This is a genomic window from Psychrobacter sp. S4(2024) (assembly GCF_036861305.1).
Taxonomy (GTDB): domain Bacteria; phylum Pseudomonadota; class Gammaproteobacteria; order Pseudomonadales; family Moraxellaceae; genus Psychrobacter; species Psychrobacter cryohalolentis.
Genome location: NZ_JAZAQR010000003.1, coordinates 177,045 through 193,337 on the forward strand (window position 1 = coordinate 177,045; position 16,293 = coordinate 193,337).

Below are 16,293 nucleotides of genomic sequence, written 5' to 3' on the forward strand. Positions count from 1 at the left end.
AATTACTGAGGCAATGAGGCATAAGCATCACAACCTAATGCTTCGAACTCTGCTTTGGTAAAATACTGGATAGCTGGCATGAACTCTCCTAACACTTCTGCTTCGTCTCCAGTCACAGAGGTATTTTGAATAGCATTCTCAAAATCAGCAGCGGGCAGCATATGTCTCATCAGTAATAGACCGTCCGTTTTATGATCTTGTCTACCAGGAATAATAGAGAAGCCATCGCCTTTTTCAGACCAAGGTAAAAAGCCTACGCCGCATTCATCAGTGGCGTTAACAGGGCGATCAGAAGGTAAGCTAGTAACCATCGTATAGTAACCATCAGGATTTATATCGACTTGTTCATCGTATAAACAAGCCGTTACTTTTTGAGAGTAATACTCATTTTGGCACATAGACCAATAGCGTAGCTGAGACTCGCTTTCATCGAATATCTCATTACCATTTAATGTTGAGGTTATTTTTGGAATTTTACCGCGTATGACGACAACAGGTTTAATGTCTCTATCTATATAAGTGCCAACGTATTGATTGTCCAAATTAGCGAACCAACCAACTTGTCTTGGTGGATTGCCATCACACTGTCCCAAAAATCCACATCTGAGACTAAACTGAACGCTATAAAGTGCACGCCAGATAGGGTTCTCTTTCGCAGGATTATTTTGGCGAAGCTGAGCGTAAGTTTGTTCGGGAATTACGGGATTCCTCATTGGCTCTTGATCAGATTTAAGGGTGTCGCACACCGCTTGACCTTTTAACACTTCACCATTGCTTAAAGTAAGTTCTGGAGTGGGTAAGCCTACGCCACCAGTAGCATCGTTTCCTTTATCTGGCACGTAAACGCGATACAATAATAGTGATTCACCATTTTCGTGAGTGTAGTCGTATAGAGTATTATCTAGCGGTATTATCGGTGCTTCGCCAGCAGCCAGTTCAATTTGATAACTGCGCTTATCGCCATTACGCTGAGCGCCTTGAATGAACGGATTGGTTGATCCGATATTCGACTTTATTTGCTGGTCTCTCAAGGCGAATGCAGGAGTATCGTCTTGTCGATAACTGTTGAAAGACATATAACGGGCGAAAGGAAATTCGCCACTGAGTTTTAAACTTGATCCTTCAGGCAGACTGTATTTCGCGTGCCAATATGTTGCACCTGAGTCAAGATAGGCGAAGCTAGTATCTGGGTTGTCGATACTATATGGTCCACCCCAGAAACAACCTTTAACATCCTCTTCAGGTAAATTAGGATCTGGAATAATAGTGGTAATAGTTCCATTATCGTCATCATTACAAGCGGTCAATAATCCCATACTAATGATTATTGCAGTGGTTAAAGTAAGCTTTGTTAGATTAAGCATAAATACTCCTGTTTATCATTATTACGTCCCTGTTCAGCCTTTTACTGGCTAACATAATAAATTTAACATGAGGGGTATTTATCCAGTAGATGTATTCGGGTCAACTATTGTGTTCACTGTGTCAATTCGGGTCATACTACTTATTAATATATAGAAAACTAATTTAGAAGTTCAAAATTTAGATAGTTAATAAACCGCCTCGGGATTGTCGGAGACTCAACATTCTGAGAGAATACGACAACAAAAAGACAAACCTACACTCCTGAGATTAAAGAACGTGCAGTTCGCATGCTGATTGAAGCGTCGAGCGACTATCCCTACACATGGTCAGCCATTCAAGCCATAGCGTCAAAGATTGGCTGTATGCCTGAGACCCTGCGCTTATGGCATAAAAAGCATATCGAGCAAACTATTCCTGCCTCGGTATAAGCTCAAAGCCAAGATCAATGCATAAAGTAGCTTGAACACGAATGCAGAGAGCTCAAGCAAGCCAATGAGATTGTACGTAAGGCTGCTGGGATTGAAGCCCAGGCGGAGCTCAACCGTCTACTCAAGTAATGGTTCAGTTATGTATGTGAGGTTTTAGGGCAGGGCACAGTTTGGGCACCACATGGGCACCGCCATGAAAATGGGATTTCTGTTTGAGTAGTTAGACTTAACTATATTCAAAAAGATATTTCGAGAATTTCTCTACAAACCCTGAAAATTCGACAAAAAAAAGCCTCACTGTTAAGTGAGGCTTTTTAAGTATTTGGAGCGGGAAAAGAGATTCGAACTCTCGACCCCAACCTTGGCAAGGTTATGCTCTACCACTGAGCTATTCCCGCTAATTATCAATTAACTATCGTCAGTTGATGATGGCGTATTATACGCAGTTTTTTTGGTGTGTCAACAGCTAGTATGAAAAAAAGCAAAAGATAGTAAATTGGCATATTATCGCATCGTCTATCTATGTTATAACAGATTGTTATAATCTATATTCCAAAAGCTTTGCTTTCTATAAATAGGCTGGAATGCAGTTTTATAATTACTTTTATCATATTTATGATTAATAAACATAACACTTAAGGATAAGTAGTATGAGTCAACAATACACCATCGCTGATTATTTGTTTGATCGTGTCGCAGAAGCAGGTGCGTCAGAGGTATTTGGCGTACCTGGTGATTTTAATCTAACGTTTTTAGATAATGTACTTGCCTCAGATAAATTACGCTGGGTAGGTAATACCAATGAGTTAAATGCTGGTTACGCAGCAGATGGCTATGCACGTGAGCGTGGGTTTGCGGCGATGGTGACGACCTTTGGAGTAGGTGAGCTGTCCGCTATCAATGCCACCGCAGGCTCGTTTGCTGAGTATGCGCCAGTGCTTCATATCGTAGGCGCGCCAAGTACAGCATTACAAGATTCAAAGCGTCGCATCCATCACTCACTTGGTGATGGCGTGTTCAATCATTTTATTAAAATGGTAGAACCGGTTACGGTAGCACGGGCGCAAATTACGCCTGAAAATGCTGCCTCAGAGATTGACCGCGTGATTCGCTTGATTCTCAAAAAGCATCGCCCAGGCTATTTATTACTATCACCAGATGTAGCAAAAACGCCAATTTATCCACCGACGACCAAACTTATCGATAGTGAGGAAGATATTACTAGCCAAGCGGCGTTAGCAGACTTTAAACAAGCGCTGATAGAATTTTTACCCAATAAAACCACGACGCTCATGGCAGATTTGATGGTGCATCGTTTGGGTCTGCAAAATCAGCTTAAGGCTTTGATTGCCGATACTGACATTCCTTATACGACGTTATCGTGGGGCAAAACTTTGCTTGATGAAAATAGTGAGCGTTGGGCAGGCACCTATGCAGGCGTGGCATCGCGTCCTGTCGTTAAGGATATGGTCGAAAACTGTGAGTGTTTGATAAAAATTGGTGTGCAATATACTGATACTACTACTGCAGGTTTTAGCCAAGATATTGATGAAAACGTGGTGGTTGATCTGCATTATGAGCGTGCAAGTATCGCAGGCAAAAACTTTGCGCCCATTGCCCTAAAAGATGCTCTAAAAACACTGCATGAGGTAATGACTTCAGATATTAATATTGTACCGAAGCAGTTCTGTGAAGAAGTGAAGCCGCATGAGCAACATGGCAAGGATGACGAAGCTATCCGTCAAGATGATTTATGGCATATCATTGCCGATGCGCTCGATGATAAAAACTTGGTGTTTTCAGAACAAGGTACTGCCTATTTTGGTATCAGTGATGTGCGTCTGCCAGAAGGCGTGACGTCTTATGGTCAGCCGATGTGGGGTTCTATTGGTTATACTTTGCCTGCGAGTTTAGGTGGTGCCATTGCTTCACCGCATAAGCGTAGTATTTTACTCATTGGTGATGGTTCTGCTTTATTAACCATTCAAGAAATTGCGGTAATGATTCAAGAACGTATCAACCCGGTGATTGTACTGATTAACAATGATGGCTATACCGTTGAGCGCGCGATTCATGGTGAAAACCAGTACTATAATGACATTCCTAAATGTGACTGGCAGTTGATGCCAAAAGCGTTTGGTGCCACTGATGATAATAGTCTGCTACTAAAAGCAGAGACAGCAGGCGAGTTAAAAACGGCTCTCAAGCAAGCGGCTGCTGCAAAAGACAAGCTGGTCATGTTGGAGGTTATCGCTGGCAAGCATGATATCCCGCCACTATTAGCCGATATCAGTGCTGCGCTTAAGCCAAAAGCCAATTAACTCTACTTAATAAGTTTTAATCAAAAAAGCTCGTTGAGTCACTAAACTCAATGGGCTTTTTTGAGGATTTTTTTCGATATCGATTAACTAACTAGAGATACTGCTTATGTCGATTTGCATACTTTAGTATCATGGTAGGTTGGGCTGTATTCGGTCCTTAACACTTAAAAGGACATACCTTATTATGATTTGGCTGAAAATGCTTATTGGCGCTTTAATGGTACTGGCGATTCAATTATTCGCGCAAACCAGATTTTTCTATTTAGCTGCACTTGCGCCACTTTTCCCCACTTTTACGTTGATTAGTCACTTTATTGTGGGGACTGAGCGTAGCCCTGCTGATTTAAAGGTTGCACTGATATTTAGTATGCTTGGCGTCATCCCGCATCTTATTTATACCTGTGTGGTCTTTTTTAGCATCAGCTATGTCAGCTTATATAAGGCACTTTTATTGGGTACTATCGCTTGGACAGTGGCAGCGGCAATTTTAGTACTTACTTGGCAATACATTCAGGCTTAGGTGTTACTAAGCAAGACCACTTAGATCATGCAAAAATACACGATAGTAATTACATATCTGAAATTGGATGCATGTTCTTATAAATATTTTCTATGAATTCGGATGTGGATGTTATGCTTAGGAGCGGCTTTTACCGTAACGAAATCAGAGCAACATTATTACGATAATTGTATTTGTCGTCATTCATAAAAATAGGGCTTAAAAAAAGATGGATACCTTAAATATCCTATACCTTGTAGGGGCATTGTTAATTTTCGCCAGTATCATGGCCAGTACGTTATCCGCGCGTTTGGGCGTTCCATTATTGCTGTTGTTTTTGATGGTAGGGATGTTGGCAGGTGAGCAGGGTATTTTAGGTATTGAGTTTTCTCAATATGCTATTGCCAATTTCGTTGGGCAAGCAGCCTTAGCCTGTATCTTGTTAGATGGTGGTTTGCGCACCTCTTTTAAATCGTTTCGGGTTGGTCTTAAGCCTGCCGTTACACTCGCTACTTGGGGTGTCCTCGCTACTGTCATGATACTGGGCGTATTCGTGACTTGGCTACTCGATGTCGATTGGCGTTTTGGTCTATTGATGGCGGCGATCGTTGGTTCAACTGATGCAGCAGCGGTCTTTTCATTGCTGCGTAATGGCGGCGTCAAGCTTAATGATCGTGTACAAGCTACATTGGAGCTAGAGTCAGGCGCCAACGATCCTTTGGCTATTTTGCTTGTGACAGGATTGATTGCTTTAAATGTCGATCCCGCTGGGCAAACAGTACTCGGCTTCTTAGGGTTGCTATTACAGCAGCTTAGCTTCGGTTTGGGCATGGGTTTGTTGTTTGGTTATTTATTGGCAAGACTATTACCCAAAATACACTTGGCAGAAGGTATGTATGCCATTTTGATCATGTCTGCTGGCTTGGCAGTCTTTGCCGCGACCAATCTTATTGGCGGTAGTGGGTTTTTGGCAATTTACCTCACTGGTGTGCTGATTGGCAATCACAAGGTACGCTCAACCGAGCATGTCATGCGGGTGATGGATAGCTTTGCTTGGTTATCACAAGCGGTGCTTTTTGTGGTGCTAGGTTTACTCGTGACGCCATCGAACGTTATCGATGTTTGGTATTATTCAGTGGCGATTGCCGCCTTTATGATTTTAGTTGCTCGTCCTATTGCAGTTTATACTAGCGTTAAACCTTTTAAATTCAAAGACAGAGAAATTGGTTTTATCTCTTGGGTTGGCTTACGCGGGGCAGTCCCTATTACCCTTGCGATATTGCCAGTTATGGCAGGCATAGATGGTGCCTTTATGCTATTCGATATTGCTTTTGGTGTGGTGGTGTTGTCTTTGATTTTGCAAGGCACGACCATTCCTATTATGGCAAATTTGTTTAAAGTACGTATTCCGAATAATAAAGACCCAGAAGAAGAGCATGAAGTCTGGGTGTCTGATAAAGCGAGCATTACCTTATATGAATTTGAAGTAAAGTCTGGTGCATTTGCGATTGACCGTCATCCGATGGGCATCTCTAACCGTGTCAGCCCTGATGAGATTAGTATCTTTGCTTTGGTACGTCGGCAACACATTGTGATGGTTGAAGAAACGACCAAGCTCAAATGTGGGGATAGAGTCTGGTATGCGATGAGAGGTAATCATGCCAGTCAAATTGCCAAGATTTTTAATGATACGACACTCGATCGTAAAGCCATTGATGACTTTTATGGCGATTGGTTACTGTCACCCAGTGTGAAGCTTGGAGATCTGCCTTTTTTTACCGATATCATGGCGTCTGAGTCTCTTGTAGATAAGCTAAAGGCAAAACCTGAAAATACTTCAAAAATTATGTGGGAGCAGACGGTCGCTGAGTATGTCATAGACAATTTGGATATGAAGCCAGTATCAGGCGATACGGTTGCTATCAGTGATGAGTGGTCATTGGTCATCAAAGAAGTGGACGATAAAGGAAAGCTAAGAACGATTGGTTTAAAGCACTTGGAGTTTGCTAAAGCGATTTGATTTTTTGCTATAGTGACTTCAGTATTAAAACGATACAGTGGGACTGGGATGACTATTGAAAAGCGCTATTGATAATCAATAGCGCTTTTCAATAGTATTATCTACAGCAGTGATTACCACATCAAGTCATCTGGAATCACATAAGCGGCATATGGATCGTCTTCTGCCAGCTCATCTTCTGCAGTATCGTTTGATACCACCATAAAGCCTGTCATCTTTGAATCGATACGATCAGCAAGTGGGCGCGGTAGTAGGGCATAGCTGTCATCTAAGCGAGCAATGACCACGTGACCTGCCACGATTTGATCATATAGCTTTTGAGTGATAGAGATTTTTTTGACTTTGGCATCGTCGACAAACTGATAGCTGATATCGCCGTTTGTCTCAGTCAGTTTATGCTGCTTAATCATTTGGATGATGTTGGCTTTTAGCATCTTTTCTTCTAAAATGCGCTGCTTTTCTTGATTGAGCTTTTGGTCTTTTTCTAGCTTCTTAGCTTGAGCATCTGCCAAGGCTTGTTTAGCTTCGATATTCGATGCATCGCCAGTGCGCTTAGCGTGCTGCGTCTGTTTACTTATTTTGTTGGCTTTCTTACTATCAACCAAGCCTGCTTTTAGAAGTTGAGCCTGTAGGGCGTTTTTTGCCATATCTGCATTACCTAAATGAAACTAACTAAGTGAAATGATCTAAATTGTCTTCAGTCATGGTAACAAATTCTGCCAAGAGATGTCATCAAATACGGCAATCCCAAAGTTTTTATTGAAAAATCGTTTGTCAGATAATTGAGTCACATACCTTTTTAGAATAATTGCCGTAGATTCTTGTTCACCCGCTTAAGAGCTTTGATGTTTAATAATGTGTTCAGCGAGGGTGATGAGGTCTGAAGCGATAAAGTCGGGTTTTGGTACATTGGGTGCCGAAAGTAGCGCGTTATAAGGTCGAGTGATAAAAGCCCCTTGGCAGCCAGCAGCTTGAGCACCGATGACATCCCAGAGGTGACAGGCGACAAGACATAGCTCTGAGGTCTCAACGGACAGCTCGCGAGCGACCATCTGATATGTCGCCGGTGCAGGTTTAAATTGGCTGACGTTTGCAACACTAAAATTCCGCTCAAAGAATTCACTCAGTCCTGCTTTTTCAAGCGGTGTCGGAGAGGCGCTGGGTGCTGAGTTGGTCAAGGTCACCAATCTAAATCCTGCATCACGTAGTTTGGTCAAAGCAGGGATAGCGTCAGGGTGAGCTGGCATCTCACTCATGCGCTGCTTAAACTCCTGAACATCTTCTTCTGTTAGCGTAACGGCATGAATATCTGCGGTCATTTGTAAAGCACCAACGCCAAGCTCGCCAAAAGGTGTATAAAGACCAGATAAAGTCATGGTTTGCGAATAAAGTACCAATTGCGCGAACCACTCTCGGAGTCTGTTATTATCCCCAAATAAACGCGTGAATAAGGGCGTGAGCGTATCGATATCGAGTAAGGTTTCATTGACATCGAATACGATAATCGGAGCTGAGTAGATATAGGACATAAAAGTTCCTTTTGCAATAAAAGTAAGCCTTACTATAGCTAATCCACTTTTAAAAGGGTACAGAGCTACTGGGGTTAATTATTCGCAGCCTCTGTCTGCGTAGGCACAGCAAGCAAGAAAAAGTAACCCCAGTAGTACCTTATAACATTTGTATTTCTTTTATTTAGGACCGACTATAGTGAGGTTTGATAATATAATAAAGACATTCGGTAAACTTACTTTAGCTGGACTTGAGTAATCATTCAAGATAAAATTGAGTAGTCACTCAAATTGTATAACCATGTTTACTTTATTGTCTAAAATCATGGGATAAAAATTGGAATATTATGTCACGTACCACATTATATAATCGTCATGAAGCATTAGAGCGGGCCATACAGCTGTTTTGGCAAAAAGGCTTTCATGCAACCTCTTTAAAGGATATCGAGCAAGCGCTTGACATGCGACCAGGCAGTATTTATGCCGCTTTTGGTAATAAAGACGGATTGTTTCAAGAAGCGCTTGATTACTATGCGCAGGCAGGGCTAAAGGAGCTTGAGCGTACATTAGCCAGCTATGAATCCCCTTTATTAGGATTGGCAGCTTACATGCGTCAGCTTGGCGGTATCCGCGAAAAAAACCTGCCCAGTCGGGCATGTATGTTGGTCAAAAGCTTACTTGAGCTTGGTGCCCGTGAACAGTTAGCGCTAGAGAAAGTTGAAAAATTACTAGCGGGTATGGAGGCGCGTTTTGCCGCATGTTTTGTGGAAGCGCAGCAGCTAGGAGAGCTGGATGACACACTCGATCCACTGAGGTTGGCCCGTCGATTACAAGCCGAGGTTATGGGGTTACGTGCTTTTGCTCAGCGCGATGTTGACAGTGCGGCGGTTCATGCGCTTGCAGAGGATATGGCGTATTCTATAGAAAGCTTGCGCAATAATGAGTCTGTTGGTTAAAACGATGCCTAGTGGCCAAGCTTACGTTCGCTAGTATGATGGTCATTTAAGCTAAAAATCGAACATGAGTATGGATATTAACGGTCATTTGTATAATAGCAGGTGTAAAAAAAGGCTACTTGAAAGATTAAGTAGCCTTTTTAGTTTTAAATTTTGCAGTGTGTTTTTATTATTAATTAGAGATACATCTATTGTGGCATGTCCGCTAATTGCTGCAAAATACTTTTGAAGTTCTCGACCCCTTGAGCACCGCTAACCAGATGCTTTTGGTTAAAGATAACAGAAGGTACGCTTTGAATACTTTGCTGTCTCCACTGTTGCTGAGCACGGCGGACGTCTTCAGCAAAGCGCTCGTCTGCTAATACCGCTAGCGCCTCACTACGATCTAAACCAATCTCTGCCACGATATCGGCTAAGACTTCTTTGTTAGAAATATCTCTAGCGTGAGTAAAGTGAGCCGCGAACAAGGCTTGCTTTAAATCATGCGCGTACCCTTGCTGATCGGCCCAGTGCAGTAGTTGATGCATAGCAAAGGTATTATAAGTGCGACTCTCTTCAGTAAAGTTAAATGCAAAGCCAACCTCACGACCAGCCTCAGTCATTTTAGCGCGGCTGGCATCAGATTCTTCTCGACTTGAGCCGTATTTCTTAGCGATATGCTCACGATAGTTTCGTCCTTCGTGCGGCGTATCAGGATTAAGCTCAAACGGATGCCAATGAATCTCGTACTCAGTATTGGTTTTTTTGAGTGCTTCGGCCAACTGTCCATAGCCTATAGCGCACCAAGGGCAAACCACGTCCGATACAATATCGATGCGCAGTGGGGCTATTATACTCATCACAATATCTCCTTCGATTTTATACGAAATTCTTTGCTCAACTAGTCTGTGCTGTTAGTCTGCTTTGTGCCATTCAAATTTTTGAAAAGGCTTATCGATTGGTGTATTAGCGAGATGGTTGGTGTAGTTACTCATTACTTTCTGTGCTGTTGCTAATACCACTTCTAGCACTTGACGCTTAGTAAATCCTGCGTCCAAAAACGTTTGTACAGTGTCATCATTGACGTTGCCACGATCACGAACCACAGATAGAGTAAAGTCACGTAAAGCTTCTAGTTTTGCAGTTGGTAGTGGCGTCTCGTCACGTAATGCATCAGTGATAGCATCATCGACTTTCATGCTTTTGGCAATACCAGTATGAGCTGGCACACAATAATGACATTCATGCTCGACGTTGATGGTTTGCCATACTACCGTAGTCTCTTCGTCATCAAAGCTGCTGTCTAAGAACAGTTGATGTAGACGTTGGTAGCCTTCAAGCAATCCAGGCGCTTCAGCCATTACGGCATGTAAGTTTGGAACCATACCAAATGCATTGATTGAGACATCAAGTAATGCTGTGCTTTCTGCTGGCGCGCTTTGTTTGTCATGTAATGTAAAGTCAGTCATATATAATTCCTATTTGGTATTAGTAACAGTATTAAAATTTTATTCAATCATTCAGGTTGAAAAACAATGATGATATGTGATTAAAGTTAAAACTTATTATCGTAAAGGTATTACCTTCTACTTGATAACTGACACCACTATAAATGATTTTGAGCAATCACTCAAATATAAATTGAATGATTGCTCAAATATTTGTAACGCTGGTTAACAATTAAAGGTTTTGCTAGCAATTAATAGTCCATATTACCCGTTTAGTGATGGTTAGATGCTGCATTTATTTTTGATTGGATTGATTTATAGAAGGTTTATTTTTAAAAGGCATGAGCAACAATCCCCATAGCGAGGCATTTTGCTTGGCATCGGGATACTCTTTTAAACCAATATCTAATGCTTGATCAGGTTTGAATCCTTGGCTTTTATAACTACCAAAAAGCCAATCCCACCAAGTCACACTAAAGCCATAATTGGAGTTGGTCTCACTGGCCCGTTGGCTGTGATGAATACGGTGTAAGACTTGCGTGACTAGAATCATGCGTAAAGGCTTCTCAATCACTGGTGGCAGACGAATATTGGCATGATTAAACATAGCCAACCCATTTAAGGCAATCTCGAATATAAGTACCACGATAGCAGGGACACCAAGCACACTAATGACAACAAGCTTAAGCAATATGCTTAAGACAATTTCGATAGGATGAAATCTAAGCCCAGTGCTGGCATCGATATGCGAATCAGCGTGATGGACACGGTGCAAGCGCCAGAGAATCGGCACTCGATGAAATAAACGATGCTGCCAGTAGATAACCATATCAAGCAACAATAAGCTTAAAATAATAGCCGCGATATTCGGTATCTCAATTAAATTAAATAAACCGATACCGTTTTCTTGATTATAAATGGCGACCGTTGTCAGCCCAATGGGGACTGCCAAACGCGCAACAAAAGAAGAGGCAAATACCAATCCAAGATTAGCAAACCAACGTGTGCTACTCTTAATTGGTGATTGACGTGCGGGATGCCTATGCTCAATGAGCATCATAATGACCAATATGCTAAAGAAAAAGCCCAAACGCCACCACATCTCATTCGCCATTACTGACCTCCTTAATGGGCTTATGTATATCGGTTTCGAGCCGTTTAAGCGTATGATAACCGCCATATATACGAGTCATAATAGTAACCGCACAGGCCGCTGCAAAAATACTTGCTAATACCACAAAGTGCTGTGGCCAAATACAAAAGGCGATAAATAAAACAATGGTTTCAGTACCCTCAGTGAGACCATTTAGATAATAAAAGCTCTTATATTTAAATTGCGGCTTATCTAATTGGAATTTTTCAGCTGCAATAGCAAAGGCCAAAAAGCTAGAGCCAGTGCCAATAAAGGCGGCTAATAACAATGCGCCTACAATAGCGTTTTGCTCGGGATTAACCAATACAAAGCCGAGTGGCACCGCTGCATAGAATAAAAAATCTAGGGTAATGTCTAAATAGCCGCCCGCACTTGAGCTTTGGCCAGCATAACGTGCCAGTGCACCATCTAATCCATCAAAAACACGGTTCAATATAATAGCAATTAGTGCTGCATTCCACAGCTCAAAAGCAATCAATGGCAACGCCAACATACCAATGAGAAAACCAGTGACAGTCAACTGATTTGCGGTAATACCACCCTTATAAAATAGTACGACCAATGGCTCTAATAGAGGCTTGATGATGGGGGTAATAAACTTATCGAGCATATTTTTGCCTTTTGTATCGTCATTCTTTTAGAAGCAAGCAGTCGCACTTTTTATACTGGTTTCTAAGTATTGTTTATCAAGCTTTTTATTTTATCAAAAGCTAAAGGCTGTTTATCAGACAAACAATTTCTTATCAAAGGCGAATGATTTTGCCGTTTGCTGCTTCAGCATCGCTATGGTCGTGGGTAACCATGATGGTAGGTAACTTATGCTGACGGATTTGACTGAATACCAATTGTTGGGTTTCCGCTCTAAGCTGACTATCAAGTTTGCTAAAAGGTTCGTCCAATAATATCGCTTTAGGTTCGCTTAACAGAGTACGCAGCAGCGCAACACGGGCTTGCTGACCCCCAGACAAACTATCGGGATGTCGATTTTCCATACCTGCCAAACCCACTTGATCAAGTGCGTCTGCTATTTGTTCAAAGTGCTGCTCTTTATTGCCCTTAGGCATTGCAAAAGCAATATTTCCTGCAACCGATAAATGCGAGAATAACAGCGCATCTTGATACAAAATGCCGATATGGCGTAAATGCGCGGGCAGGTGACTGATGTTTTGACCATGTAGCCAAACCTCACCCGTGGCACTCAAGCCGCTCGGCAAGGTGCCAGTCATCCAATTTAACAAACTTGACTTGCCACTACCAGATGGACCCATGATAGTGAGAATGTCACCACCTTCAATCTGTTCATCTAACTGAAGGAGCAATTTATCTTCTCGAAAGAGCTGTAGATTTTTTATCTCTAAAGATGATTGCATTAAAGAGCCTTTATGTAGTCAATTAAAAATATAGCCAGTTAAAAAAATCTTCAGTTCAAAATAAAAGAGACACAGATAAATGAAGTTTAAAAATTTTTTTATGATTGAACATTCTAACGCACGCCACTTCTGAAAAAATACTTCGGTAGCAGCCATGCCACCATAAAGCCAATCAGTGGTAACCCCATTTGTATAATGGCATATACGGCGCTGGTACGGCGGCTGGCACCATTAGCAAGCGTCACCGCTTCGGTCGTAATGGTAGCAATACGTCCGCCGCCCGTGAGTAACGTTGGCAGATATTGACCAAAACTCACCGCCAATCCTAGTGCCATTGCGATGAGTAGCGGTGCAAATAACTGCGGTAACTTAACTTGGAAGAATACTCTCATAGGCGGCGCTCCAAGACTGGCTGCTACAGTGGCAAAGCGCTTATCTAACCTTCTATAGCTGCTGGCAAGGGATAAAAATACATAGGGCAGTACAAATAAGACATGGGTAAAAGCGACGTTAAAAAATGCCGCTTGGTTATGGGCAAGTTGCTGTAACCACACCAAGCCAAATAAGAAAGCAATGCTCGGCACCAGAAGTGGCAGGTAAATAATCAAGCTGGTAAAATTTGAGATGGGTTTATTACTCAGATGCTCTGCTTCTAAGCACAATAAAGTGATGGCAATGGCAAAAAGCGTTGAGACAATACCAAGGGTGAGCGTGTTAAATAATGGTGTGCTTATTTGCATCAAGGCACTTTGAAAGTGTGACAGCACAAGCTGCTCTGGCAGGGCGGCAGGGAAACGCCAATAGCCAGCTAAAGACCACATCAGCAGACCAATGAGCGAGAGGGCGATAAACCCTATGATGAGTACTGTGGCGCTTGCAGTGAGTTTCTGCCAAATAACATCCTTATACTGGCGTTTTCCATTAACCAATGCGTCACTGCATAGCGCTTTGACCATACGCTCACCGCCAAGCCATAATGCAATTAAGCTGCCTGTCAGTAGTAGCTGTAATATTGCCCCAGCCGAGGCTTTGATACGTAAGTTCAAATCAACATCGTTGAACCACTGCATGATAGTGACAGCAAGCGTGGGCGGAGTATTGGGTCCTAAAATTAATGGCATCTCAACACTGGCACTGGCGTAAGCAAGTACTGCCAAAATAGGCAAACGCAAGAAGGGGTACAGTATAGGAAATACTGCTTTGAAAAAGGCAGTGATGGGATAGTAGCCCAAGTTTAGGGCAACTTGATATTGTTGGCGCAGCTTTTTACCAAGCTCAGGCTGTGCGAATACGCCAAGTGCCATTAACAATAGAAAAGGCAGCTCTTTAAGTACTAGACCTAAGATGATACTAATGCCATAAGGGTCATGCGGTAGTATCCCTTGCGGTGCTAACTCCCAACCACTGAGCCATGGCGATATCATTCGTGCAATCATGCCAGAGGGTGCAATCAAAAACCCAACGGCAATCGCCGCTGCGGCATGCGGGATTACTAAAATAGGGCTAAGCAAACGTTCAATACGTGTGAGCCAAGGACTATTAAAAAACGTCGCCAATATCATAATCGCAATGACAAAGGCGAGTAGGGTACTGAGAAATCCGGTCGCTACACTAAGCGCAACCATTTGCTTAAGCCCCAGTGTTTGACCCAGCGCTTTAAATCCTTGTAGACCAAATGTTGTTGTTTCTAGAGCAGGCACCCAGCCAAACGCTGGCAGGATGACGCTTATTAAACCTCCTAATACAGGAAGAATAAGGAGTATTAGTAAAAGACTGGGGCTTAGAGTCACTAAACGCGTAAAAAGGTCAGTTCTATAAGTCGTGGCTATTTGATTGCTTGAATTAGACTGAACGATAGCAGCATGGAGAGTATCAGAATTCACGCCATCAGCATTGTTATTATCAGTATCAGCCTCGTTTTTATGAACGGATTTTTTCATTCGCTAACCCCGTAGCGCGCTTGCCAACCTTGCATAATGCCGTCAACCCAGCTGGGGTGTGGTTCACTGACGGTTCGTTTAATGGCATCAAAAGGTAGGGCGCTTGCATGCGGTTTATTGGCCTTAAATAGTGCTTGTTGCTCGGCGCTAAGTGTCGATTGAATCAGCACCGTTTTATCTCCCCAGACAGCTGGGTTTTGTTTATGTGCCTGTGCTTCTGGGCTTAATAAAAAGTTTGCTACCAATTGTGCCGCAGCTGCATGGCTTGCGTTATAAGGAATAGCAACGAAGTGAGTATTGCTCAAACTGCCATCTGTCATGGCATAACTGCGAATACTGGGCGGCAAATCATAGCGCTGAACGGCAGCTGGTATTTCGGGTCCTGAAAAGGTAAAGGCCAAGCTTAGCCCCGTATCATCTACCAAACGGCGCATTTGTGCGCCGCTTTGCAGGAATTGCTCACCTTTTCGCCATAGCATGGGATGCAGCTCATCCAAAAAGTCCCACAGCGGATTGAGTATCAAATCTTTGTTTTGTGCATCTACCGGCTGGTTAAGCTCTGCTCTGAGAGTGGTTCCATTCTTACTGTCATTTTGCTCATGCAGCATGACCAAAGCATACTTCAAAAAACTCATACCCAAAAAATCAGGCGGCTTTGGGTAGCCAAAACGTCCGGGGTTCTGCTGTGCCCACATCCTTAATTGCTGCAAGGTAGCAGGCGGTTTATCTATCGCTAAGTTATCATAATAAAAAGTCAGTGATGCTTGTCCCCATGGCGCTTCCATACCGTCAGTAGGTAAACCAAAATCAAGCGTGACAGAGGGGTTGTTATCAGGATCAGTCAGCGCAAAGTTTGGCAGAGTAGATGCCCAGTCCTTTAACAGTAATTTATTCTCACTCATAGCGGCAAAGTTCGCACCGTTGATCCAAATTAAATCAACGCTACCTTTATCATTATTATTGGCAGATTTTTCTGCAAGGACACGGCTGACAGCTTCACTGGTGTCGCTTAATTTGACATGAACCAAGTTAATATTATATTTTTTATCGACCGCTTTTGCAGCCCACTGAATATAGGCATTAATTTGTGGATCCCCGCCCCAAGTATGAAAGTAAACGTCTTGATTTTCACCCGCTTGTACCATCTGCTGCCACTGCAAGGTGCTTTTATTATCCATGGCAGTGAGAGTCGAAGCGGTACTTGCAGAGATGCCAACACATATACCAAGCACTATGATAAAGGCGCTATAGCGGCTCAGTTTTTTTGGTATCATCGAAGCTGCGGGCAAGCTAGCAGGGTGCATGA

15 protein-coding genes and 1 tRNA gene are annotated in these 16,293 nt (G+C 42.7%); 5 read left to right on the forward strand and 11 right to left on the reverse strand.

Annotated features, from left to right (window positions below):
• Positions 1–2 precede the first annotated feature (2 nt).
• Complete coding sequence (locus VLA57_RS08700) at positions 3–1,364, reverse strand: hypothetical protein (protein ID WP_201531576.1); 1,362 nt, start codon at positions 1,362–1,364, stop codon at positions 3–5.
• Positions 1,365–1,652: 288 nt separating this feature from the next.
• Between VLA57_RS08700 and VLA57_RS12570 the strand changes: the two genes are divergently transcribed.
• Positions 1,653–1,793 carry a hypothetical protein gene (locus VLA57_RS12570; RefSeq protein WP_442968873.1) on the forward strand — a complete coding sequence of 47 codons (141 nt, stop codon included), beginning with the start codon at positions 1,653–1,655 and terminating at the stop codon, positions 1,791–1,793.
• Positions 1,794–2,116: 323 nt separating this feature from the next.
• Here VLA57_RS12570 and VLA57_RS08710 read toward each other — a convergent pair.
• Positions 2,117–2,191: transfer RNA gene (locus tag VLA57_RS08710), tRNA-Gly, on the reverse strand.
• A gap of 252 nt (positions 2,192–2,443) precedes the next feature.
• Between VLA57_RS08710 and VLA57_RS08715 the strand changes: the two genes are divergently transcribed.
• The 3 genes from VLA57_RS08715 (at position 2,444) to VLA57_RS08725 (ending at position 6,633) form a co-directional block, all read left to right on the forward strand.
• Positions 2,444–4,114 carry an alpha-keto acid decarboxylase family protein gene (locus VLA57_RS08715; protein ID WP_333954814.1) on the forward strand — a complete coding sequence of 557 codons (1,671 nt, stop codon included), beginning with the start codon at positions 2,444–2,446 and terminating at the stop codon, positions 4,112–4,114.
• Positions 4,115–4,298: 184 nt separating this feature from the next.
• Entirely contained in the window at positions 4,299–4,634 is a 336-nt protein-coding gene (locus tag VLA57_RS08720) for a GlpM family protein (protein WP_333954815.1), read from the forward strand.
• A 208-nt stretch (positions 4,635–4,842) separates the two neighbouring features.
• Positions 4,843–6,633 carry a potassium/proton antiporter gene (locus tag VLA57_RS08725; protein WP_333954816.1) on the forward strand — a complete coding sequence of 597 codons (1,791 nt, stop codon included), beginning with the start codon at positions 4,843–4,845 and terminating at the stop codon, positions 6,631–6,633.
• Between the two features lie 113 nt (positions 6,634–6,746).
• On the opposite strand, the gene VLA57_RS08730 is transcribed toward VLA57_RS08725, so the two are convergent.
• Both VLA57_RS08730 and VLA57_RS08735 read right to left on the reverse strand, forming a co-directional pair.
• Positions 6,747–7,280 (reverse strand): DUF2058 domain-containing protein, encoded by a 534-nt coding sequence (locus VLA57_RS08730; protein WP_011513308.1) that lies wholly within the window; start codon positions 7,278–7,280, stop codon positions 6,747–6,749.
• A gap of 186 nt (positions 7,281–7,466) precedes the next feature.
• The gene (locus tag VLA57_RS08735; protein ID WP_011513309.1) at positions 7,467–8,162 is read right to left on the reverse strand and encodes a haloacid dehalogenase type II; all 696 of its coding nucleotides are present in this window, start codon (positions 8,160–8,162) and stop codon (positions 7,467–7,469) included.
• Positions 8,163–8,488: 326 nt separating this feature from the next.
• On the opposite strand from VLA57_RS08735, the gene VLA57_RS08740 reads away from it, so the two are divergent.
• A complete protein-coding gene (locus tag VLA57_RS08740) occupies positions 8,489–9,097 on the forward strand; it encodes a TetR/AcrR family transcriptional regulator (RefSeq protein WP_011513310.1) in 609 nt (202 codons plus the stop codon).
• A gap of 188 nt (positions 9,098–9,285) precedes the next feature.
• On the opposite strand, the gene VLA57_RS08745 is transcribed toward VLA57_RS08740, so the two are convergent.
• From VLA57_RS08745 to VLA57_RS08775, 7 genes are all read right to left on the reverse strand, one after another.
• A complete protein-coding gene (locus VLA57_RS08745) occupies positions 9,286–9,936 on the reverse strand; it encodes a DsbA family oxidoreductase (protein WP_011513311.1) in 651 nt (216 codons plus the stop codon).
• A gap of 54 nt (positions 9,937–9,990) precedes the next feature.
• Positions 9,991–10,545, reverse strand: a complete 555-nt coding sequence (locus VLA57_RS08750) for a carboxymuconolactone decarboxylase family protein (RefSeq protein ID WP_011513312.1) — start codon at positions 10,543–10,545, stop codon at positions 9,991–9,993.
• Positions 10,546–10,819: 274 nt separating this feature from the next.
• Positions 10,820–11,638: a sterol desaturase family protein gene (locus tag VLA57_RS08755; RefSeq protein WP_011513313.1), complete on the reverse strand. Its 819-nt coding sequence runs from the start codon at positions 11,636–11,638 to the stop codon at positions 10,820–10,822.
• Positions 11,628–12,287: a CDP-alcohol phosphatidyltransferase family protein gene (locus tag VLA57_RS08760; RefSeq protein ID WP_011513314.1), complete on the reverse strand. Its 660-nt coding sequence runs from the start codon at positions 12,285–12,287 to the stop codon at positions 11,628–11,630. Before VLA57_RS08760 ends, VLA57_RS08755 begins: the two co-directional genes overlap by 11 nt.
• A 133-nt stretch (positions 12,288–12,420) precedes the next feature.
• Entirely contained in the window at positions 12,421–13,047 is a 627-nt protein-coding gene (locus tag VLA57_RS08765) for an ATP-binding cassette domain-containing protein (protein WP_011513315.1), read from the reverse strand.
• Between the two features lie 113 nt (positions 13,048–13,160).
• A complete protein-coding gene (locus tag VLA57_RS08770; protein ID WP_133104089.1) occupies positions 13,161–14,987 on the reverse strand; it encodes an ABC transporter permease in 1,827 nt (608 codons plus the stop codon).
• Positions 14,984–16,291 carry an ABC transporter substrate-binding protein gene (locus VLA57_RS08775; protein WP_333954817.1) on the reverse strand — a complete coding sequence of 436 codons (1,308 nt, stop codon included), beginning with the start codon at positions 16,289–16,291 and terminating at the stop codon, positions 14,984–14,986. Before VLA57_RS08775 ends, VLA57_RS08770 begins: the two co-directional genes overlap by 4 nt.
• Between the last annotated feature and the right edge of the window lie 2 nt (positions 16,292–16,293).